The organism is Burkholderia lata (assembly GCF_902499335.1).
In the GTDB taxonomy this organism is placed as follows: Bacteria; Pseudomonadota; Gammaproteobacteria; order Burkholderiales; family Burkholderiaceae; genus Burkholderia; species Burkholderia lata_B.
Window position 1 is genome coordinate 376,806 of the sequence record NZ_CABVQK010000006.1, and the last position, 21,808, is coordinate 398,613.

The following is a 21,808-nucleotide window of genomic DNA, read 5'->3' on the forward strand; positions in this document are numbered from 1 at the left end:
GGCTGACGTCATTCGAATGCATAGTCGATGTTGACCGGTTTGCTGCCGAAGTCGATCGCCACGGTGCGGTGCAACGACGGCAGCGAGCCGTTGCGGATCTCGATCACGTAGACGCCCGGCGTCAGCGATACGGAGCGCAGCGGCGGGCTCGCGCCGCGCCGCGCGCCGTTCACGTACACGTCGCCCCATGGCCGCACGTTGAAACGCACCTGCACGGTTTCCTGCGCCTTCGGCGAACGCGGTTGCTGTTCGGCGGGCAGCACGTTCACGGCGGCGATGACCGCGTCGGTTTCCGGCGGTGGTTTCGGCACTGGGGTGGGCCTGGCCGTCGGTGCGGCGGCCGCTTCCGACCGCGGCACGTTGACGATGCGCTCCGACGCGTCGAGGCTGCCGGCGGGCGCGATGGTCGAGCTGGAACCGGCCGGCGCTGGCGCCGGGTTCGTCACGGTGGTCGCGACCTGCGGCGCAGGCGTGGCGGCTTCAACGGCCGGCGAGGCGGCCGGCTCGGCGGCGACGGGTGGCGGCGGAACCAGTGCGGACGATCCGGCCGGCAGGCTGGACGGCGGCACGACCGTCGGTGTCGGCCCCTGCTGGGCCAGCGTGGCGGCCGGCGTGCTCGCGGGCGGTGGCGTACCGGCCTGCGGCGGGTTCGCGACCGGCGTGGGCTCGTCAGCGACGCGGGCGGGACGTGACAGATAGGTCGCGGCTAGCCCCACGGCGATCAGCGCGACGAGCGCGCTGCCGACGTAGACCGGCAGGTGGCGGTTGCGCGATCCAGCGGGAGCCTGGCCGCGTTGGGTGCCGGTGGGCACCGAAGCGCCGCCTGATGACGAGGCTGATGCGGCGGGATGCGGTGCGGTCGCACCGGCGGCGCCGGCAGCGGCCGACGCGTTCGCATTCCCGGAACCTGCTGCACCACGCGCACCGATGTCCGTGTCGGTGCTTGTGGATCGCGTACCGGCTTCGCCCTGTGCGTCAGCTCTTGCAGCGGGCGATTCTTTCGCGCGTTCGACGTTTCCTTGCGGTGCGCCGGAATCAACGGGTTTGTCAGCAGGGTTCTCAGTCGCATGCGATTCGGACGCTGCGAGCGTACCCGCAGCCGCGATCGCGGCACCTTGCGCGACCGCTTTGGACGTCGAACGCGCATCATCGGCCTGCGGCTTTGCGCCGGAAACGCCAGACGATGCGGATGCCGTGTTCGTGGACGCAGACACATGATCCGCACCGGCGGACGTCGACGGCCGCCCATCCGGCGCAACGTTGCCCGAAGCGGTCCCGCCAGTGCCGATCGAAGTCGCGGCAGCAGCGGATGCAGTACCGGCCCCGGCAGAAACCTCACCTTTCCCTTCCCCGCTCCTGCCCGCCTCACTCACCGGCGGCACGACCGCCGCGCCATACCCGCCACCCGTCCCGAAGTCCCGCAACCCGAGCTCCGTCGCAAACGCCGCGACCGATTCCGGCCGATCCGGAATCCGCAACTGCAGCGCATGATCGACCGCTGCGAGAAACGCCGGGCTGTACACCTCGCCGGCCGGCAGTTCGCGCGACGCAAGCGGCCGGTATGTGTCCTTGATGCTGCGCACGACGGCAGCCGGCGGCAGTTCGCCGGTGATCATCGCGTGCATCACCGCGCCGAGCGCATAGAGATCGGTCCACGGCCCCTGGCTGAATGCGGGATCGTCGGTGTACTGCTCGATCGGCGCGTAGCCGGGCTTGATCATCATCGCGCCGTCGTCGACCAGATCGCCGATCCGTTTGCGCGCCGCGCCGAAGTCGAGCAGGATCGCGCTGCCGTTCGGGCGGATCAGCACGTTGTCGAGCGCGACGTCGCGATGGAAGCACTGCGCGCGATGCAGCGTGTCGAGCGCACCGAGCAGCGCGCCGACGATGTTGCGCAACTGCGTCTCGCTGATCCGCATCCCGCCGTCGAGCAACTGCTTGAGCGTGCGCCCTTCGTAGAACGGCATCACCATGTACGCGGTGCCGTGGCTTTCCCAGAAATGCAGGACCTTGACGAGGCCCGGATGGTCGAATTGCGCGAGCAGGCGAGCCTCGTTGAGGAACGCGCCGCGCCCGGCGTCGAACGCCTGTGCGAACCGCTCGGAGCGCAGCGACACCGTATAGTCGCCGCCGCGCGTGGCCAGCATCGACGGCATGTACTCCTTGATCGCGACCGCGCGCCGCAGCGTGCGGTCGAATGCGCGATAGACGATCCCGAAGCCGCCGATGCCCAGCACCTCGTCGAGCTGCAGTTCGCCCAGGCGATGGCCGAGCGGCAGCGGCCGCACCGTGAATTCGGATGCGTCGCCGCGTGTCGCCGTGTCGTGCTCGTTGTCTCTCGATTCAGCGCCCTTCATCTCCACCACCTCTCGAAACCGCGTCCTTTCCGCCCGCCGCGCCCGGCGGCCCGCCCACCTTCGGCCGGGCCGCTAGCCGCCGCCGAACAACGTCAGGAACAGCGCGTTGTCGGGCGTGCCCGTATGCGCATGCGTGCGCAGCGGCGAGCCGTCCGCGCGGTTGGTCCACCAGAAGCTGGTGCCGCCATGCGGATCGAAGTATCCGGACAGCCCCGGCCACGCGGCCGGCGCCGGCATGCCGTCGACGATGTCCGCGTACGTGTCGTCGCCCGGTGCGAGCCGCACGCACTCCAGCATCTGCTCGAGATCGCCCGGCGCGCGCGCATGGCGGATCGCGTCGAGCAGCGCCTGGCCGACCTGCCAGTAGAACGCGTCGGCCGCATCGGGCAACCCGTTCCAGTAGTCGGCCGCGCGCATCGGCAGCGTGACGATCACCGGGTAGTAGCGCCCCACGCGGTCACAGCTCGGCGCGAGGCAGCCCGGCTGAATGCACGACGCACCGGCGCCCGCCGGAATCAGGAAATTCCAGACCGGCGCGACCGTGTAGTGGCGCTCGATCTCGTCCGCGCCGCGCTGGCGCATCGCGGCCATCCCCTGCTGGAGCCAGCGCTCCCACCACAGCGCGAGCGCATGCGGCAACCGGCTGTTCACGAAGTCGCCGGCGCCGGGAATCTTCCCGTACCAGGCCGGCGTATCGCCGTCGGTACGCGTGAACGGCGGTGTCGGACTCATGGCTTCGGAGGGCATGTAAAGGACTCCATCTGGGGCAGCCTGAACGGGTTGCGGACACTGCCCGCATTCACTTGCAGCACGATCGGTTTGCCGTCGACCGTGAAGCGCGCAATCATCTGGTCGGAACCGCGCCCGGCGGATACCCCCGCGCGGTCGAACAGCCGGTGCAGCGCCCACGGCCCGTCGGTCGAGAAACCGTCGGTCGCACCGGCCTGCCCGGACACCTGCAGCCGCACCTGGTTGCTGCCGCGCGGGCCCGGCCAGTCCACCGCGCTCTGCACGAGCGGGCCGTGCGCATAGCGGACGATCTGCCCGTCGACGTCGAGCACCATCTCCGTGATCGACGGGTCCATTTCGAGCGGCTGGATCTGTACCTTCAGCTGCGCGGTGCGCGCACCGCCGCCGAAATAGACGTCGCGGATCACCGCCGCCTTCTCGAACGACGCAAGCATCGCGGCGGCCGACGGATCGGCGTCCGCGTTGCGGTTCGCGAAGCGCCACGGGTGCGACGTCGTATCGACGATCGACTGCAGGTTCTTCTGGAAGAAGTCGTCCATCAGGCCGCCGGGCGCGAACATCTGTGCGAAATCCGCCGGAGCTACGTCACGCGACGAGCCACGCGCGAACGGATAGCGGCCCGCGATCGCCTGCCGGCAGAAGTCGCCGACGTTCGCGCCGGCCCGCGTCGCGACGCTGCGCTGCTCGACGGTCGCGACGCTGCCGTTCGCGACGTTCGACAGATCGTCGAGCACTTCGCGGAACGGTGTCGGCAGGCGGCCGGCCTGGGCGCGCAGCCTGGCGGGCGCGTCGGACGGCGGCGGTTGCGCACCGCTCCTCAACGCGTCGTCGGTGGCCGTCAGGTACGTGTACAGCGCGTCGATCGACTTCAACACTTCGTTGAACGCCTGCGCCTGGTCGCCGCTGCCCGGCGCGAACGCGCGCAGCCCGGCGAAGTGGCTGTCGACGATCTGCTCGGCGCTCGCGGGCGCCGCCGCGGACGCACTCGAATTGCTTCCCTGGCCCGCGAAGATCTGCGACAGCGAGCTGCGCGCCTCGTCGACCTTGTCCTGCGCGCGCGCGGCGAGATTGCGCGCCCCGCCCGGCGCATCGCCGAGCGCCGTGTCGCGTGCGAGCGCGACCATCAGCCGCGTGAGCGGCGAATCGGCGGACGACAACGCGCGCGCCACCTGGATGCTCTGCGCGAGCGTTGCGGTGCGCTGCAGCTTGATGTCGGCGAGATAGTCGTCCCAGATCTTCAGGTAGTCGTTCAGGTACAACTGACGGATATCGCGTGCCCATGCGGCCGCGTCGTTCGGCCCGGGAATCTCGGACAGCCCGAGGTTCAGCACCCACACTTCCTCGCGACCGTAGGCTTCGACCTCGCCGGCCAGGTGTGGCGCGAACACGTTGCGATAACCGTTGCGCGTATAGAGCCCCGGCACGCCTTCCGACAGCGGCTTGCCGCTCTGGCGGCGGAACACCAGCGAGGCATCTGGGCCGACCGCCCGTGCAACGCTGAAGTCGAACGCGGAGGTTGCCGGCCGCAGCGTGAGCGTGAGCTGGCGGTACAGCCGCTGCGAGAACGGTACCTGCCGCAGCCGGTCGCGCACGTCGGCCACGAGCCGCTCGTTCATCGGATACGGCGACACCGCGACACGGTTGCCGAACAGCGCGGCGAGATGCGCACGCAGCGCGGTGCGTTCGGCCGGCGAGAAATCGGGCGGCAGCGCGCGTTCCATTTCGAGGTCGACGACGGCCTGCACGAACGCGGGATCGTAGTGCGCGCTGTCGTACAGCATCAGGTATGCCTTCAGCGCCGCATACGCGTATTCGGTCTCGTCGGGCCGCGCGTCGCGCAGCGCGGCTTCCATGCGGCTCGCGGCGATCGGCAGCAGCACGTCTTCGAGCGCGCGCCGGTACACGGCGTCGACGGCTTCATCGATCTTCTCGCCCTGGAACAGCCCCCACCGATACGCGAGCGGCGGATGCTGCAGGTCGACGCCGCCCGCATTCGCGAGGTTGCCGAGCGCGTCGAGCACGGGCAGCAGGCGGGCGACGTCGGCCGCCTCGGAGAATTTCGCCCCGGCGATCTGCGCATCGACGGCCGGCACGCGCGTGGCGATCTGGTCGAGATACGCGCGATTGTTCGAATAGCTGCGCAGCCACGCGACCAGCATGGCCACGCACACCAGCGCGAGCAGCACGTAGCCGGCAATCTGCAGCACGCGCCGCTTCTGGTGCCAGCGCAGGTCGCTGCCGGCAAGCGCGGCTTCGCGGAAGATGTGTTCCTGCAGCAGCGACTTCAGGAAGAAGCTGCGCCCGGTCGAGCCGACCTGCGCGACCGGCGGCACGCCCTCGATCTTCAGGAAGCGCTTGATGCCGCTCATCACGCGATCGAATGCGGTGCCCTCCTGCGTGCCGCTCGTCAGGTAGACGCCGCGCAGCATCGGCATCGGCTCGTAGCTCGACACGGAAAACACCTCGGCGACGAACTGGCCGAGCATGTCCTGAAGGTCGGCGATCTGCTGTGGCAGCAGGTACGTCATCTCGCGCTGGCGCGCATCGGTCTGCGCGGCGAGCAGTTCGGGCAGCCCGTCGTTCAGCCGCTGGTGCAGCAGCCGGTATTCGCGGTCGAAGGCCGCGCGCAGGTCGAAGCCCGGCGCCTCGCTTTGCGCGAGCGGAAACGTGAAACCCCACACCTGCGCGCATTCCGTGCGGCCGTAGCTGCTGAAATACTCGGCGAATCCCGCGAGCAGGTCGGCCTTCGTCACGAGCAGGTACACGGGAAAGCGAATGCCGAGCTGCGTGCGCAGTTCGAGCAGCCGCTTGCGCAGCACCATCGCGTGCTGCGTGCGCTCGGCCTCCGACGCACCGAGCAGGTCGGCCACACTGATCGTCAGCATCGCGCCGTTCAGCGGCTGGCGCGTGCGGTATTTCTTCAGCAGGTCGACGAAGCCCTTCCACTCTGCCTCGTCGAGCGCGCGGTTGCCCTCGTGTGTCGTATAGCGGCCGGCCGTGTCGATCAGCACCGCGTCGTTCGTGAACCACCAGTCGCAATGCCGCGTGCCGCCCACGCCGCGAATCGCCGCGCGGCCGAACTGCTCGGCGAGCGGAAAGCTGAGCCCGGAATTCACGAGCGCAGTGGTCTTGCCCGAGCCCGGCGCGCCGATGAACACGTACCACGGCAGCTGGTACAGATACTGGCGCGACACCCGGTCGAACCAGCGCGGCAAGCCCTTGCGCACGGTGTCGGCCTGCCCGAAGCGGACTTTCTTCAGCAGCGTCGCGGCTTCGTCGAAGCGGCTGCGCAACTCGTCGAGCTGCGCTTTGGCCGGATCGTCGGCGGTGGCCGGCCCCGGCGCGGCCTCGCGCAACTGGTTCAGCAACTGCGCGTTGAGGCGGCCGGCGCGCCAGCTGCGCCATGCGACGCGCGCGCCCCACGCGATGAACAGCACCGCGATCGTGAGCCCGCGCGCCCAGCCGCTTTCGAGTGGCCGGACCTCGGCGAACGCGAACAGCGGGCCCGCGAGCCACACGAAGCACGCGAGCACGACGAGACCGGCGAAGGTCCAGATCTCCCGCGACGGCAACGGCCGGACGAAACGCGCGACTGCCTGGTTCATGGTCAGTTGGCCCCCTGCGTCGCGCTCGCGCCGGCGGCGGCACCGCCGGGCGCCGGCAGCAGCGTGATCTCGACGCGCCGATTCAGCGCGCGGTTCGCCGGCGAATCGTTCGGCGCGACCGGGTCGAGCGTGCCGCGCCCTTCCGCGGCGAGCCGCTCCGGACGGTCGAGTCGCGCGGCGATCATGCCGCGCACGGCTTCCGCGCGTTCGCGCGACAGGTCCCAGTTCGACGCGAAGCGCGCCGTATGCACGGGCGTATCGTCGGTATAGCCGGTCACGCGTACATTGCCGGGCACCTTGTTCAGCGCATCGGCCACGCGCGCGAGCACCGGCACGTAGCGGTCGATCACCGACGTCGAACCGGACTTGAACAACCCGTCGCCGCGCAGCACGATCACGCTGCGATCGGCGTCGTCGCGCACCGACACGAGGCCGGCCGCTATCTCCGGCTCCAGGAACTTCGCGATGCGCGGCGCCGGCGCCGGGCGCGGCGGCGCCTGCGCGGGCTGCAGCTTCGGCACGTGCAGCGCGTCGATCGACGCGAACAGCCGATCCGAATGCCCGGCGAGCGCGATGCGCAGCCCGACGAACACGCCGAAGCCGATCAGCAGCGCGAGCGCCACGCACACCCACAACGGCACGACGAAACGGCGCGCAACGTCGCGCGTGACGACGTCGCGCCAGTGCGGCGACAGCGCCGGTTCGAACTCGCCGCGCACCGAGCGGATCGTCAGCGCGAGCTGGTGGCGTAGCGCGTCGAGCTGCGCGTGGCCGTTGTCGAGCACGCGATAGCGGCCCTCGAAGCCGAGCGCGAGACAGAAATACAGCAGCTCGAGCAGGTCGAGATGCTGGCGCGGCTGCTGCGACAGCCGTTCGAGCAGATGGAAGAATTTCTCGCCGCCCCAGGTCTCGTTGTGGAACGACACGAGCAGGCTGTGCGACGACCACACGCTGCCGCCCCACGGCGTCAGTGCGGCCGCCTCGTCGAGCGCCGTGCACAGGCAGTAGCGCGCGCCGATGATCGCTTCCGACGGCACGCCGGCCTCCTGCGCGCGTGCCTCGAACTGCCGGATCTCGACCACCAGATGCTCGCGCAGCCACGCCGGATTCGGGTGATGAACGGTCGAACGGATCTGCGGCACCAGGTTCAGCAACGGATTCGCCGCCGCGACGAGCGGGTTCGTGCCGCTCGCGGCCCAGCGCCCGGGGCGCGGCTGCGTCGCGGTCGGGCCGGCCGCACCCGCCGCGGCCGGATGCATGCCGCCCGGATTCGGCGGCACGAATCCGCCTGCGCCAGGGGAGATCGAATCGGAGGAGGAATTCATCGCGTCGCCCCGCCCTTACCCACGTATCGCCCAGAACTCCATCGAGAGCCCAGGGAATTCGCCGGCGAAATGGAAAGCGAGACCGCCGGAGCGCGCCAGCTGCTTCCACAGGTCGCTGCCCTTGTCGATCTCGAAGTACGTATGGCCCGCGTGATACGGGATCTGTCGCGGCGCGACCGGCAACTGGCGCATCGTGATGCCCGGCAGCTGCAGTTGCACGAGATCGCGGATCCGTTCGACCGGCCCGAGCTTCGCCTGCGCCGGAAAACGCGTGCGCAGGCTGTCGGCCGGCAAGTCTGCACGCACCGCGAGCACGAAGCCGGCCGTGTCGCGCAGCGCCGGGTCGGCCAGCGTCGCGACGCGGATGCCATTGCCCGCATCGCGCAGCTCGATCTGGATCGCGTTTTGTTCGAGCACAGTCGACAGCGACCGGCGCAGCTCGGTCATCAGCTCCACGAAGCTCGTGCGCAGGTCGTCGTGCACATAGACCGCGAGCGACTGCGGGCGCCGGCCGGCCGCCGTGAACGTGCTCAGGTCGCACGCGAGCTTCAGCCAGTCGCAGAACAGCGCCTCCGGATGCGTCGACACGTGCTGCTGCGCATGCCAGGTCAGCGCGAGATAGCGGTTCACGAGCTGCAGCAGCAGGAAATCCGCGACTTCCGACACGCCGCCGCGCCCGGGCTCCGACAGCCGTTCCGCGAGCGCTTCGCTGCGTTGCGTGAGCAGCCCGTGCAGCTCGCGCGCATAGGCCAGCAGCACGGCGTCGTGCTGCGCGACGAGGCGGGGCGGAATGTAGCCGTCGTCGACGAGCAGCCGCGCATCGGTGCGCCGCTCGACGATGCGCGCAACGCCGAGTGCGTGCCAGTCGCCGGTCAGCTCGGCTTCGAGCATCAGCCGCACGTTCAGGCGCCCCGTCTGGAGCAGCGCGGGGCCGAGCGCGACCGCGTTCGCGTCGGCCACTTCGTATTCACGCACGACGTAGCGCGCTACATCGGCACTGCCGTTCGCGCCGTTCGAGGCATGGCCGCCACCTGCGCCGACACCCGCACCGAACGACACCTCCTCGCCGCCGCCGCGCCACAGCGGCAGCGCGAGCACGACGAGCTGGTCCTTCGCATCGGCCGGCACGTCGAGCGGCTCGGGGAGATCGTCCGGATGGGCCAGGTCGAACGGCGTGCCGTCGCGCATCACGCCCGACGCGGTGCGCAGCGCGACCTTGCCGAGCGCCAGTTGCTCGCGATCGAGTTCCAGCGTGTCGAAGCCCCAGTAGAAGCCTTGCAGCGGCAAGCAGCGCAGCGCGACGTAGCGCTCCCAGTGCCGTTCGAGCTGCTGGAAATGCTGCGGCCGCAGGAACATCCCCTCGGTCCACACCACCCGCTGGCGGAGCGCCGCGACCGGCGTCGCGGACATCGTCGGTTCGGTCATGGGCGCCCCTTCGCATCGTTCAGCGCGACGCCGCCATTGCGGACGGCGATCGACAGCTTCAGTTCGCCCGGCGATGTCTGCCAGAACTTGTAGAGATTGAGCTGCTTCGCGCGCGGCAGCGGCACCGTCAGCCGCCAGCGGTTCTTTTCGAGCATCCGGTATTCGGCGACCACGCCGATCGCGCCGGCCTCGACGTTGCCGCGATAGTGCAGCGTGCGCGACTCGCCCGGCCGCAGGATCACGCGATCGGTGCCGAGCAGGTCCGCGCCGAGCACGTTCTCCGGCTTGTCCTGCAGCGAGAAGAAATCCGCGCTGTCGAACGACGATGCCGCGCGGAGCTGGAACACCTTCAGCACGATCGGCGAAGGCTTGCGGTTCATGTCAGGGTTGACGTCGGGGGCAACGTCAACCGTGATCGCATACGGCACCGCCGCGGCGTGCTCGGTCGCACCGCATCCCGGCAACAGCATCACGCATCCCCATACGATGAAACTGCTCGACCGCCATTGCATATTCCACCCTCGCCACCCAATAGCCACGCGCCGGTTTTCGATTTCGAAACCGGATGATCTGATTTAAAAAGGGACAATTAAAAGATCGGTAATTGTGTAGCCTGCATATCCATCCATTGAAATCCGTGTCGGCAAATTATTCTTGCAAAAAGCCGGGTCGCATCATTCAGGGTATTTGAAAGTCGATTTTTGTAAATGGCGGCCAATTGAATTGGTGTTTGTAAATTAATGGCAAAATTTAATCCGACCGGTGCGCCTGGGCGGCCCGGTTCTATGACATGGACACCTGTCGGATGGGCGCGGGGCGCAAGCCGGCCGGCCGCCGGGCAAGGGGCGCTCGCGACGCTGGTGGTGTGCCACGCTATTCGTTTCGCACGAACGGACGGTCCGGTTTTCGTGCATTGACGTGCGCAGACCAAACAACTGACGAATCCGAAAAACACAGCGAACTATAGGCCGTTTTACCGGATTAACAAGCACTGAAATTCGTAGTCGATTATGTATTCGGGTGGTAAAAGATCGGCTAAATGAAACAAAACGTAACAGCCGGTTCGGTGCCGATGATTCGCACTAGAATCCAACAGCGCTTGTGTGCCACCTTCCAATTACGCCAATTTTTAATTTCAATAATGAAAGGTCGTTCATCGCTCGTTCTTTTCCTCGGCGCATGGTTGCTGGGGGCCGGCGGGTGCAGTACGTCCCCGATACAGTCGGCTGCACGCACGACCGTCGACAGCGCGCGCGTCGCGTACGACAGCGGCGACTACGGGCGCACGATCGCGCTGCTGAGCCATGCGAAGGAGATCGACGGCGCCGACACCGACACGCAGGTCGCCGCGCACAAGCTCCTCGCGTTCAGCTATTGCGTGACGAACCGCATCACGCCGTGCCGCGCCGAGTTCTCGAAGATTCTCGACCTCAACCCGCGCTTCGACTTGTCCCCTGCCGAGAAGGGGCATCCGATCTGGGGGCCCGCGTTCGAATTCGCGCGCCGCAGGCATGCGTCGTCATCCTGAACGAACCGGCTTCCACGCGAGCGCTTCACCGAGCGACGTATGACATGCAACTGATCGTGATCGAACATGCCGGCGAGCCGGTCGGAAACGACTCCTACGACGCCGTCGTGTTTCATCCGCCCGGCGGCACCATCGGCCGGGCCAGCGACAACCATCTCGTGTTGCGCGACGACACGCGGCAGATCTCACGGCTGCAGGCGCTGCTGCAGGTCGGCGACGACGAATGCCTGCTGAAGAACCTGAGCAGCGTGTCGACGATCGAGGTGAACCGAGAGCCGGTCGGCTATGCGCAGGAGCGCCCGCTCAACACCGGCGACATCATCCGCATCGGACCGTACGTGCTGCGCGCAGAACGTGACGATGGCAGCGACGGCGACGGTGCACCGGTCATCGACATGGCGACCGGTACCGGTGGGCACGTCGATACGCACGCGCAGGCGCATGCTTCAGCTACGCCCGCGCAAGCATCGTCTTCGCGTGTCGATACGAAAGGCGCCGGCAATCGGCTGTGGGCGCTCCTGCAGGATCGTCTCGCCCCGCGCGGCAAGGCGGCGGACGCCGGTGCACGGCCAGGCGGCCCTGCACGGGCGGATGCCGCGCAGTCGGCGAACCGCGCGGCGCAGGCGGTACCGCCCGCCGCTTCGCAACGCGACCTGCACCAGCTGTCGACCGATCCGCTCGACCTGTTCATGCAGTCGTCGGGCGACCCCGGCACATCGCGCACGGCGCAGCAAGTCGATCCCGGCAACGCGAATCGCGAAGCGTCGTCCGCGACACAGGCCGACCATGCGCCCGAGTGGACGCAACACGTGCGTGTACGGCCAGCCGCCGCGCGCGCCGCCGATCCGCAGCCTGCCGACGAACCGGCGCCGCATGCGGCGCGCGCGCCGACGCCCGATGAACTGCTGAGCGCGTTCTTCGAAGGCGCGGGGCTCGATACGGCCGCCGAATCGCATCAGTGGTCGGCCGAACAGCTGTACATCGCGGGCCAGTTGCTGGCGCTGTTCGCGAACGGCACGGTCGAACTGCTGTCGTCGCGCAGCATCCTGAAGCGCGAGGTGAAGGCGCACATGACGATGCTGCTCGATCGCGAGAACAACCCGCTGAAGCTGCTGCCGGACGGCGGCGCCGTGCTGCGGCAGATGTTCGGGCTGCCGCTGCCGGGCTTCATGTCGCCGCAGAGCGCGGTCAGCGACGCGTTCCAGGATCTGCATGCACACCAGATCGGGATGGTCGCCGGCATGCGCGCCGCGTTGATGGACCTGCTGACGCGCTTTTCGCCGCAACGGCTGCGCGAGCGGGACGACGCGATTCGCTGGTACGAGAAGCGCGTGCCCGCGCTGTACAAGGCGAGGATGTGGGATCGCTACGCGGCGACCCATCGCGACACGGTGTTCGCGATCGAGGACGATTTCGCGTCGGTTTTCGGCAAGGCGTTTCTGGCGGCGTACGACGCGGAAGTGGAAAGCTATCGCGGCAGCGGCCGGCATTGAGTGCCGAACGGCACGCCCGCCACCGGCAGCGGGCGATGCGTGCCGGCGGTGGCGTCAGGTGTCCGCATCACGCGAGGCGACCTTGTTTCGACCGGTTTCCTTCGCGTGGTACAACGCCTCGTCGGCCGCCTTGATCACCGACTCGACCTCCCCTTCCTGTTCGGGCGCCCAGCTTGCCACGCCGATGCTCGCGGTAACGCGCCCGAATTCGCTTTCCGCATGCTCGATCGCCAGCCCGTCGATGGCCGCGCGAATCCGTTCGGCGATCTCGGTCGCGCCCGTCGCCGGCGTATCGGGCAGGATCACGACGAATTCCTCGCCGCCATAACGGGCCGCGGTGTCCGCGGGGCGCCGGATGTTGTCGCCGATGCACCGTGCAACCGCGGCCAGCGCATCGTCGCCGGCCTGGTGACCATACGTGTCGTTGTAGGCCTTGAAGCGGTCGACATCGACGAACAGCAGCGAAAACACCGAACGGGCACGGCGTGCGCGGCGCCATTCGAGGTCCAGCACTTCCCCGAACGAGCGGCGATTGTTGAGCCCGGTGAGGCCGTCGGTGCGCGCGAGCATGACCAGCTCGGATTCGGCGCGCATCCTGCGCCGCAGTTGCGTGCCCAGCAAGAAGGACAGCACGATGAATGCCGCGCCGAAGGCCACCACCAGCGCGCCGATCGTGATTGCCCGGCGCCGCCATGCCGCGTAGATGTCCTGCTCCGCCTCGGCAACCATGATGATCAGCGGCAGGTGCGGCAGCGTCTTGAAGTAGTACAGGCGGCGCACGCCGTCGATCGTCGAGGTCTCGATGAACGAGCCTTCCGGCGCCGTCAGGAAGTGGCGGAATGTCGCCGCCTTGCTGATATCGCGACCGATGGTGCGCACGTCGTAAGGCTGGCGCATGAACATGATGCCGTCCGTGCCGACCAGCGAAATTGCGCCGTGCGAGCCGAGCGCGAGGCCGGCGAACAGCGTGTGGAAATACTCGAGATTGACCGCGATCAGCGCAATGCCGCCAAACGAGCCGTCCGGATTCGACACGCGGCGCGTCAGCGCGACGCTGAGCGAGCCGCCGCGCAGGCGGGAGGCAAATGGATCGCTGATGTAGAGTCCGGCATTCGGATTGTCCCGGTGAACCGTAAAGTACTTGCGGTCGCCGAAATTGCCCTGTCGCGGCATGTCGTTCGCCGAATCCAGGATGATGTTGCCGGCCGAATCCAGCACGAGCATCGAGCCGAGAAATTGCGCCGTCATCGCGTGATCGAACAGGACGCTGCGCCGCAAGGCCGGTGTGGCCGCCATGACGTCCGGCCGCTGGAGGCCCTGAATCACCGCCTCCAGTGACAAGCCGTAAAGCTCGATATTGCGTTCGATGTCGCGCTCGGCGACGAGCGCCAGATTCCGCGACGTGTCGCGCGCGCGATCGAGCGCATCGTGACGGCTCTGAAACAGCTGCAACACGCAGAGGCCCATCAGCGCGCACGCTATCAAGGTCCCCGCCAGCACAACGTAGTACGGCGCTGCCGACCGCGAATGCATCCGTTTCCTCTCAGGTTGGGCCGACGCTGACGCACCGGTTGTTATGGTTTGTTCTGAATAAACCTATACCAAAAAGTGCGGCATCAGGGTACGAGGTGCAGTCCGTACTTGTCAGGTTGCTGACGACGTGAGTAGAGCGGTGTCGAGCGGGTCGTGTTCCGGTCGAGCCGGCACAGGGTGCCGACGCTCATTCACCGAGGAGCATGGTGTGGCGGATGTCCGTGCCGATGACGGAATTGAAACAATTCAACCGTAGTGATGCGCGAATTGAAATGGTCGGCCGGTAGCCGTTCGAATGCCCGGCTGGCAGGAAAACTGGCGGGAGACCGGGCGTGCCGCCCGGCCCACGCCGATCGCGCGCGACGCCCATGGCGCCGCGCGCGATCGATCGACGACCGTCAGACGGCCATCACCGTCACCGACTTCGTGACGAGGTACGGCTCGAGCGCTTCCGGCCCGCCTTCCGACCCGTAGCCCGAGTCCTTCACGCCGCCGAACGGCATTTCCGGCCACGGCGTTGCCGGCTGGTTGATCCACAGCATCCCGACTTCGAGGCGCTGCGTGAGCAGGTGCACGTTCGCGAACGAACGCGTGAACGCGTAGCCGGCGAGACCGAACGGCAGACGGTTCGCTTCCGCGATCGCGTCTTCGAGCTTGTCGAAACCGCGGATCGCCGCGACCGGGCCGAACGGCTCGTTGTTGAACACGTCCGCTTCGAGCGGCACGTTCGCGATCACGGTCGGCGCGAAGAAGTTGCCCTCCGAGCCGATCCGCTCGCCGCCGGTTTCGATGCTCGCGCCGACCTTGCGCGCGTTGTCGACGACCGACGCCATCGCGGTCAGCCGGCGCGGGTTCGCGAGCGCGCCGAGCGTCGTGCCTTCCTCGAGGCCATTGCCGACCTTCAGCCCTTCGGCATGCTTGACCAGCGCACGCGTGAATTCGTCGCGGATGCTGTTGTGCACGAGAAAGCGCGTCGGCGAAATGCAGACCTGCCCCGCATTGCGGAACTTCGCGCCGCCGGCGGCCTTCACCGCGAGCGCGACGTCGGCGTCCTCGGCCACGATCACCGGCGCGTGCCCGCCCAGTTCCATCGTCGCGCGCTTCATGTGCAGGCCGGCCATCGCGGCGAGCTGCTTGCCGACCGGCGTCGAACCCGTGAACGTGACCTTGCGGATCACCGGGTGCGGGATCAGGTACGACGAGATTTCCGCCGGATCGCCATACACGAGGCCGATCACGCCGGCCGGCACGCCCGCGTCGACGAAGGCGCGCAGCAGCGCTGCCGGCGATGCCGGGGTTTCTTCCGGTGCCTTCACGAGGAACGAGCAGCCGGTTGCCAGTGCGGCGCTCAGCTTGCGCACGACCTGGTTGACCGGGAAATTCCACGGCGTGAAGGCGGCGACCGGGCCGACCGGCTCTTTCACGACCGTCTGCTGCGCGGCGAGGTTGCGCGGCGGCACGATCCGGCCGTACACGCGGCGGCCTTCGTCCGCGAACCATTCGATGATGTCCGCCGCCGACAGCACTTCGACGCGCGCTTCGGTGAGCGGCTTGCCCTGCTCCTGCGTCATCAGCTGCGCGATCGCGTCGGCGCGTTCGCGCACCAGCGCGGCGGCCTTGCGCATCGTCGCCGCGCGCTCGTGCGCGGGCACCTTGCGCCATGCTTCGAAGCCGCGTTGCGCGGCGGCGAGCGCACGGTCGAGATCGGCGATGCCCGCGTGGGCCACCTTGCCGATCGGCTTGCCGGTCGCCGGGTTCACGACGTCGATCGTCTTGCCGCTCGCGGCGTCGACCCACTCGCCGTCGATCAGCAGTTGCGTATCCGTATAAGTCACGTTAGCCATCCAGACACCCCTACATTGCGTCGAAAAACGCGCGCTGCCGCAAACGGCCGCGCGCCGGTTGACAGAAAAAGCCAGGCCGCCGGTGCAGGCACGCACCCGGCGGCATCGACAGCGGGCACGCCGGCCCGCCATCGTTCCGCATGGGGCCGCGCTCAGCGCGCGGCCGCCGTCGCCTTGCGGAGTTTCGCGACGTCCGCCGCCTGCACGGCCGGCGCGCCGTTGTTCCAGCCGGCGCGCATGAACGTCAGCACGTCGGCGATCTGCCGGTCGTTCAACTGGTTCGAGAACGCCGGCATCGGATACGCGGACGGCACGCCATCGATCACGAGCGTCTCGCTGCCGTTCAGCGTCACGTTGATCAGCGACGCGGCATCGGCTTCGAGCACGTTCGGATTGCCGGCGAGCGGCGCAAGCAGCGGCGCGTAGCCGCGCCCGTCCGCGCCGTGGCAATGCAGGCAGTAAGCGTTATACACCTTCGCGCCCGGATCGGCTGCCGGCCGGCCCAGCACGACCTGCGTCGCCTTCGGATCATAGCTGTACGGCGGCGCGCCCGTGCCGCCCGCCGCCGGCAGCGATTTCAGGTAGCGGGAAATCGCCGCCAGATCGTCGTCGGAGAGCGCCTGCGTGCTGTGGTTGATCACGCTGACCATCGAGCCGAACGCGGTCGCATGGCGGTTCGCGCCGGTCTTCAGGAACTGCGCGACCTCGGCCTCGTTCCAGCGCCCGAGCCCCGTGTTGGGCTCGCCGGTCAGGTTCGACGCGAACCAGTTGTCGATCGGCGCGCCCGACAGGAACGCCGCGCCGCCTTCGTCCAGCGCCTTCTCCTGGAAGCCGACGCCGCGCGGCGTGTGGCACGACCCGCAGTGCCCGAGCCCCTGTACGAGATACGCACCGCGATTCCACACCACGTCCTTGGCCGGCTTGTCGGCATAAGGCGTCGTATCGAGGAACACCATGTTCCACAACGCGAGCGGCCAGCGCATGTTGAGCGGCCACGGGATGTCGGACGGCCGGTTCGCCTGCTTCACCGGTTCGACGCCGTGCATGAAGTATGCGTACAGCGCCTTCACGTCGTCGTCCTTCAGCTTCGCGTACGACGGATACGGCATCGCCGGATACAGGTTGTGACCGTCCTTCGCGACGCCCTTGCGCAGCGCGCCGGCGAATTCGGCTTCCGTGTAGCCGCCGATGCCCGTCTCCGGATCGGGCGTGATGTTGGTCGTGTAGATCGCGCCCATCGGCGTGACCATTTTCAGGCCGCCGGCGAACGGCGTGCCGCGCGGCGCGGTGTGGCACGCGACGCAGTCGCCCGCTTTCGCGAGATACGCGCCGCGCGCGACGAGCGCGCTGTCGGCCGGTGCCGTCTCAGCATGCGCGGCCGTGCTGGCCAGCAGCGCAGACACGGCGAGCAACGACGTGCCGAGCATCTTCAGGGTGAGGTTTTGCATGATCGTCGCCTCCCCTCAAGCCGTCTTCAGCTGGTCACCGACCGGCAGCTTGCGCAGCCGCTTGCCGGTCGCCGCGAAGATCGCGTTCGACAGCGCCGCGGCCGTCGCGGCCGTACCGGGCTCGCCGATCCCGCCCGGCGCTTCGCCGCTTTTCACGAGATGGACCTCGATCGGCGGCGTCTCGTTGATCCGCAGCATCCGGTAGTCGGTGAAGTTGCTCTGCACGACGCGGCCCTCCTCGATCGTGATCTCGCCATATAGCGCGCCCGTGATCCCGAAGATGATGCCGCCCTGCACCTGCGCCTCGATCGTGTTCGGGTTCACGACCATGCCGCAGTCGACCGCGCATACGACGCGCTTCACCTGTACCTCGCCGTTATCCACCGCGACATCGACGACGATCGAGAAGAAGCTGCCGAACGCGTGCATCACCGAGACCCCGCGCCCTTGCCCCGTCGGCAGCGCCGGGCCGCCCCAGCCGGCCGCCTTCGTCGCGACGTCGAGCACGTTGAGCGCGCGCGGTGCCTTGCCGAGCAGCGCGCGGCGGTATTGCACAGGGTCGGTCTTGGTCTGCGCGGCCAGTTCGTCAATGAAGCTCTCGACCACGAACGTGCCGCGCGTCGGGCCGACGCCGCGCCAGAACGCGGTCGGGATGTGGCGCGGCTCCTGGCGCACGTAGTCAACCAGCTGGTTCGGCAGGTCATACGGCAGCTCGGCGGCGACCTCGACCGCATCGGGATCGACGCCGTGCTGGAACGCCGGCGGCGCGAAGCGCGCCATGATCGACGAGCCGACGATCCGGTGCTGCCACGCGATCGGCTTGCCGTTCGCGTCGAGCCCGGCCGAGATCCGGTCGTAGTAGTACGGGCGGTACATGTCGTGCTGGATGTCTTCCTCGCGCGTCCAGACGACCTTCACCGGCGCATTGACCTGCTTGCCGACCTTCACGGCCTGGCCGATCATGTCCGTCTCGAGCCGCCGGCCGAAGCCGCCGCCGAGCAGGTGGTTGTGCACGACGATCTTCTCGGGCGCGAGGCCCGTGAGCTGCTGCACGGTATCACGCGCCCGCGTCGGCACCTGCGTGCCGACCCAGATCTCGCAGCCGTCGCCGCGCACGTGCACCGTGCAGTTCACCGGTTCCATCGTCGCGTGCGCGAGGAACGGCTGTTCGTAGACGGCGTCGATGCGCGTCTTCGCATTCGCGAACGCCTTGCCGACGTCGCCATCCTTGCGCGCGACCGCGCCCTTGCCGTTCGCCGCGGCCTGCGCGAGATCCGCGACGATGTCCTTCATCGACACCTTCGCGTCCGCGCCTTCATTCCACTTCACGACCAGCGCCGACGCGCCGCGCTTCGCGGCCCACGTGTGATCGCCGACCACCGCCACCGCGTTGTCGACGCGCACGACCTGGCGCACGCCGGGGATCTTCTTCGCGGCCGACTCGTCGACGCTCGCGACCGTGCCGCCGAACACCGGGCTGTTCACGATCACGGCGTACAGCATGCCGGGCAGGCGCACGTCGAGCCCGAACTGGGCGGTGCCGTCGACTTTTTCCGGCGAATCGAGCCGCTTCGCGGGCGTGCCGATCAGCTTGAAATCCGCCGGCTTCTTCAGCGCGACGTCCTTCGGCACCGGCAGCTTTGCGGCGGCGTCGGCGAGCTGACCGTACGACGCGCGCCGGCCGCTCGGCGGATGCTGCACTTCGCCGTTCGCGGCGCGGCAGGATGCCGGATCGACATTCCATTGTTTGGCGGCCGCCGCGACCAGCAGCGTACGTGCGGTCGCGCCAGCACGGCGCAGCGGTTCCCACGCATAGCGCACCGACGTCGAGCCGCCGGTAAGCTGGCCGCCGAGCAGCGGATCGAGGAACAGCTTCTCGTTCGGCGGCGCATGGTCGAGCGTCACGCTCGACAGCGGCACTTCGAGCTCTTCCGCGATCAGCATCGGCAGCGCCGTATAGACGCCTTGCCCCATCTCGACCTTCGGCATCACCAGCGTGACCTTGCCGGCGCGGTCGATCTGCACGAACGCGTTCGGCGCGAACACGCCTGAGCGCGCGGTTTCATCGCCGTCGCCGCCGATCACCGAACGGCGCGCATCTGCGCCCGTGGCCGGCAGGCTGAAGCCGAGCAGCAATCCGCCGCCCGCCGCCGCGCCCAGCGACATGCCGAGCTTGAGGAACGAACGGCGCGACACGCCTGTGCCGGCCCGGCCGGCTTCGATCAGTCCTCGCGACATGTCACACCTCCTTCGCGGCTTGCTTCACGGCCGCGCGAATGCGGTTGTACGTGCCGCAGCGGCAGATGTTGCCGGCCATCGCCGCGTCGATGTCGGCGTCGCTCGGGTTCGGGTTCGACGCGATCAGCGCGGTGGCGGCCATCACCTGCCCCGACTGGCAGTAGCCGCACTGGACGACGTCGAGCTCGCGCCACGCCTGCTGGACCTTGTGGCCGGCCGGTGTCGCGCCGACGGCTTCAATCGTCGTGATCTTGCGGCCCGCGACCGCCGCGACCGGCAGCACGCACGAACGCGCGGCGACACCGTCGAGATGCACGGTGCACGCGCCGCATTGCGCGATCCCGCAGCCGAACTTCGTGCCGGTGAGGCCGACGACGTCGCGCAGCACCCAGAGCAAGGGCATGTCGTCTGGGGCGTCGACCGAGCGGGTTTCGCCGTTGATGTTGAGGGTGATCATTCAGCCTCCGGGGCCGGTGTATTGTGGAGGCGGCGCGAATGGTGCGCCGCGTGGTGTCGTCATCGCCGCCGCGCACTGTGCGGCGGGTGCCGTGCGGCCCGGGTGGGAGCGGGCCGCGACGGTGGTGCTGCGTGCTTACTCGGCGACGTCGATGCCCGACAGCACCTTGATGACCGGCGGCGCGGTGAACCAGTCGGCCGATTTCGTGCGGAATTCACCGAAATACGGGCTCGCGAGGTGCGCGTCGAAGGCGGCCTGGTCGTCGTAAATCTCGTACAGGTGCAGGTTCGGCGAGCCGTCCTGCTCGCGGAACAGGTCGTAGCGCCGGTTGCCCGGTTCGGTACGCGTCTTTGCGACCATGCTGCGGAGTTCGGCTTCGGCAGCCTCCGCATGTTCGGGTTTCACAAACAGGGAAGCAATCACGTGAAGCGCCATCTTGTCACTCCTATCGAAACGGAATCGGGAAAGCCGCCCGCCTGCGTCGTGCGACGCCGGCGGGTGGCTGTTTATTGCTTGCTGCAAGCCGGTACCGTGTCAGGCCAGTTCGTCCGGGCCCACGCGCACGACGACCTTGCCGAAATTCTTGCCGGCGAGCAAGCCGATCAGCGCTTCCGGTGCATCGGCGAGATCGGGGACGACGTCCTCGAGCGTCTTCACCTTGCCCTGCGCGACCCATTCGCTCATTTCCTTCATGAACGCCGCATAGCCGGTTGCATAGTGATCCAGGATGATGAAACCCTGCATCCGGATGCGCTTGCGCAGGATCGTGCCGACCAGCGCCGCCAGGCGGTCCTGGCCGGTCGGCAGCGCGGTGTCGTTGTAATGCGAGATGATCCCGCACACGGGCACGCGCGCATGGTCGTTCAGCAGCGGCCACACCGCGTCGAACACGGCTCCACCGACGTTCTCGAAATAGACGTCGATGCCGTTCGGGCAAGCGTCCTTCAGCTTCGCGGCAAACGCCGGATCGCGGTGGTCGACGCACGCGTCGAAACCGAGCGTATCGGTCACGTACGCGCACTTGTCGGCGCCGCCTGCGACGCCGACCACGCGGCAGCCCTTCAGCTTGGCGATCTGGCCGACCACCGCGCCGACCGCACCGCTCGCCGCCGCGACCACCACGGTTTCGCCGGCCTTCGGCTCGCCGATTTTCAGCAGCCCCGTATAGGCAGTGAAGCCCGGCATGCCGAGCACGCCGAGCGCGTACGACGGATGGGCGAAATTGCGGCCGAGCGGAATCAGATCGCGTCCGTCGGACAACGCATAATCCTGCCAGCCGGCGCCGGCAACGACGAGATCGCCTTCGCGGAATGCGGGCAGGTTCGACGCGACGACCTGGCTGACGGTGCCGCCGACCATCGGCTGGCCGAGTTCGGCCGGCGGTGCATAGGACGGTGCGTCGCTCATCCGGCCGCGCATGTACGGGTCGAGCGACAACCAGACCGTGCGCAGCAGCACCTGGCCGGCGCCGGGCGTCGGCACCTCGGCGGATTCGGTGCGGAAGTTACCCGGCGTCGGCGTGCCGACCGGGCGCGAATTCAGGATGATCTGGCGATTAGCGGTCTTGCTTTGCGGCATGTGAGCCTCCGTCAACAGGAATGGACGTGCTTCGTGGGCACGATCGGATCAGGGATGGACCAGCGGGAGACGCACGCGGGCGGCTGCATCGGCGGACAGGCCGTCGCGGCTGCGTGCATGCGGTTGAATCAATCGGGACAGCGTAACGCGGCGTGGCACGTTCGTCATGCGGGTTTGAGTAGACCAGTCGTCTAGAATCAGGGTAAAAACAAGGCGCGCCGATGCGC

Annotated in this window: 15 protein-coding genes; 2 read left to right on the plus strand and 13 right to left on the minus strand. The window is 68.1% G+C overall.

The window, feature by feature from the left end; translation table 11 throughout:
• Positions 1-8: 8 nt before the first annotated feature.
• The 6 genes from BCO18175_RS17425 to tssJ all read right to left on the minus strand — a co-directional run bounded on the left by BCO18175_RS17425 (position 9) and on the right by tssJ (position 9,974).
• Positions 9-2,357, minus strand: a complete 2,349-nt coding sequence (locus tag BCO18175_RS17425; RefSeq protein ID WP_174982761.1) for a serine/threonine protein kinase — start codon at positions 2,355-2,357, stop codon at positions 9-11.
• A gap of 72 nt (positions 2,358-2,429) precedes the next feature.
• Positions 2,430-3,104: a type VI secretion system-associated protein TagF gene (gene tagF / locus BCO18175_RS17430; RefSeq protein ID WP_174982763.1), complete on the minus strand. Its 675-nt coding sequence runs from the start codon at positions 3,102-3,104 to the stop codon at positions 2,430-2,432.
• The gene (gene tssM / locus BCO18175_RS17435; RefSeq protein WP_174982765.1) at positions 3,086-6,712 is read right to left on the minus strand and encodes a type VI secretion system membrane subunit TssM; all 3,627 of its coding nucleotides are present in this window, start codon (positions 6,710-6,712) and stop codon (positions 3,086-3,088) included. The genes tagF and tssM overlap by 19 nt, the downstream gene beginning before the upstream one ends.
• Positions 6,713-6,714: 2 nt before the next feature.
• Positions 6,715-8,037, minus strand: coding sequence for a DotU family type VI secretion system protein (locus BCO18175_RS17440; protein WP_174982767.1), 1,323 nt, complete (start codon positions 8,035-8,037; stop codon positions 6,715-6,717).
• Positions 8,038-8,052: 15 nt separating this feature from the next.
• Entirely contained in the window at positions 8,053-9,462 is a 1,410-nt protein-coding gene (gene tssK, locus BCO18175_RS17445; RefSeq protein ID WP_174982768.1) for a type VI secretion system baseplate subunit TssK, read from the minus strand.
• Positions 9,459-9,974, minus strand: coding sequence for a type VI secretion system lipoprotein TssJ (gene tssJ / locus BCO18175_RS17450; RefSeq protein WP_174969980.1), 516 nt, complete (start codon positions 9,972-9,974; stop codon positions 9,459-9,461). The genes tssK and tssJ overlap by 4 nt, the downstream gene beginning before the upstream one ends.
• Positions 9,975-10,603: 629 nt before the next feature.
• Here tssJ and BCO18175_RS17455 point away from each other — a divergent pair.
• Both BCO18175_RS17455 and tagH read left to right on the plus strand, forming a co-directional pair.
• Positions 10,604-10,990 (plus strand): TssQ family T6SS-associated lipoprotein, encoded by a 387-nt coding sequence (locus tag BCO18175_RS17455; protein WP_174914100.1) that lies wholly within the window; start codon positions 10,604-10,606, stop codon positions 10,988-10,990.
• 44 nt (positions 10,991-11,034) lie between these two features.
• Positions 11,035-12,483, plus strand: a complete 1,449-nt coding sequence (gene tagH / locus BCO18175_RS17460; RefSeq protein WP_174982770.1) for a type VI secretion system-associated FHA domain protein TagH — start codon at positions 11,035-11,037, stop codon at positions 12,481-12,483.
• 54 nt (positions 12,484-12,537) lie between these two features.
• Here tagH and BCO18175_RS17465 read toward each other — a convergent pair whose 3' ends face one another.
• The 7 genes from BCO18175_RS17465 to BCO18175_RS17495 form a co-directional block, all read right to left on the minus strand.
• Positions 12,538-14,016: a sensor domain-containing diguanylate cyclase gene (locus BCO18175_RS17465; protein ID WP_174982772.1), complete on the minus strand. Its 1,479-nt coding sequence runs from the start codon at positions 14,014-14,016 to the stop codon at positions 12,538-12,540.
• Between the two features lie 398 nt (positions 14,017-14,414).
• The gene (locus tag BCO18175_RS17470) at positions 14,415-15,860 is read right to left on the minus strand and encodes an NAD-dependent succinate-semialdehyde dehydrogenase (RefSeq protein WP_069748211.1); all 1,446 of its coding nucleotides are present in this window, start codon (positions 15,858-15,860) and stop codon (positions 14,415-14,417) included.
• Positions 15,861-16,012: 152 nt separating this feature from the next.
• Complete coding sequence (locus BCO18175_RS17475) at positions 16,013-17,308, minus strand: c-type cytochrome (RefSeq protein ID WP_174982774.1); 1,296 nt, start codon at positions 17,306-17,308, stop codon at positions 16,013-16,015.
• 15 nt (positions 17,309-17,323) lie between these two features.
• The gene (locus tag BCO18175_RS17480; RefSeq protein ID WP_174982776.1) at positions 17,324-19,546 is read right to left on the minus strand and encodes a xanthine dehydrogenase family protein molybdopterin-binding subunit; all 2,223 of its coding nucleotides are present in this window, start codon (positions 19,544-19,546) and stop codon (positions 17,324-17,326) included.
• Position 19,547: 1 nt separating this feature from the next.
• A complete protein-coding gene (locus tag BCO18175_RS17485) occupies positions 19,548-20,003 on the minus strand; it encodes a (2Fe-2S)-binding protein (protein WP_011355206.1) in 456 nt (151 codons plus the stop codon).
• Between the two features lie 135 nt (positions 20,004-20,138).
• A complete protein-coding gene (locus tag BCO18175_RS17490; protein WP_043183739.1) occupies positions 20,139-20,438 on the minus strand; it encodes a putative quinol monooxygenase in 300 nt (99 codons plus the stop codon).
• A gap of 99 nt (positions 20,439-20,537) precedes the next feature.
• Complete coding sequence (locus BCO18175_RS17495) at positions 20,538-21,581, minus strand: NADP-dependent oxidoreductase (RefSeq protein WP_174982778.1); 1,044 nt, start codon at positions 21,579-21,581, stop codon at positions 20,538-20,540.
• Between the last annotated feature and the right edge of the window lie 227 nt (positions 21,582-21,808).

Bases quoted from the DNA above. Each gene is read 5' to 3' on its own strand.
- BCO18175_RS17425 (WP_174982761.1), bottom strand. From the start codon at position 2,357: ATGAAGGGCGCTGAATCGAGAGACAACGAGCACGACACGGCGACACGC.
- tagF (WP_174982763.1), bottom strand. From the start codon at position 3,104: ATGCCCTCCGAAGCCATGAGTCCGACACCGCCGTTCACGCGTACCGAC.
- tssM (WP_174982765.1), bottom strand. From the start codon at position 6,712: ATGAACCAGGCAGTCGCGCGTTTCGTCCGGCCGTTGCCGTCGCGGGAG.
- BCO18175_RS17440 (WP_174982767.1), bottom strand. From the start codon at position 8,037: ATGAATTCCTCCTCCGATTCGATCTCCCCTGGCGCAGGCGGATTCGTG.
- tssK (WP_174982768.1), bottom strand. From the start codon at position 9,462: ATGACCGAACCGACGATGTCCGCGACGCCGGTCGCGGCGCTCCGCCAG.
- tssJ (WP_174969980.1), bottom strand. From the start codon at position 9,974: ATGCAATGGCGGTCGAGCAGTTTCATCGTATGGGGATGCGTGATGCTG.
- BCO18175_RS17455 (WP_174914100.1), top strand. From the start codon at position 10,604: ATGAAAGGTCGTTCATCGCTCGTTCTTTTCCTCGGCGCATGGTTGCTG.
- tagH (WP_174982770.1), top strand. From the start codon at position 11,035: ATGCAACTGATCGTGATCGAACATGCCGGCGAGCCGGTCGGAAACGAC.
- BCO18175_RS17465 (WP_174982772.1), bottom strand. From the start codon at position 14,016: ATGCATTCGCGGTCGGCAGCGCCGTACTACGTTGTGCTGGCGGGGACC.
- BCO18175_RS17470 (WP_069748211.1), bottom strand. From the start codon at position 15,860: ATGGCTAACGTGACTTATACGGATACGCAACTGCTGATCGACGGCGAG.
- BCO18175_RS17475 (WP_174982774.1), bottom strand. From the start codon at position 17,308: ATGCAAAACCTCACCCTGAAGATGCTCGGCACGTCGTTGCTCGCCGTG.
- BCO18175_RS17480 (WP_174982776.1), bottom strand. From the start codon at position 19,546: ATGTCGCGAGGACTGATCGAAGCCGGCCGGGCCGGCACAGGCGTGTCG.
- BCO18175_RS17485 (WP_011355206.1), bottom strand. From the start codon at position 20,003: ATGATCACCCTCAACATCAACGGCGAAACCCGCTCGGTCGACGCCCCA.
- BCO18175_RS17490 (WP_043183739.1), bottom strand. From the start codon at position 20,438: ATGGCGCTTCACGTGATTGCTTCCCTGTTTGTGAAACCCGAACATGCG.
- BCO18175_RS17495 (WP_174982778.1), bottom strand. From the start codon at position 21,581: ATGCCGCAAAGCAAGACCGCTAATCGCCAGATCATCCTGAATTCGCGC.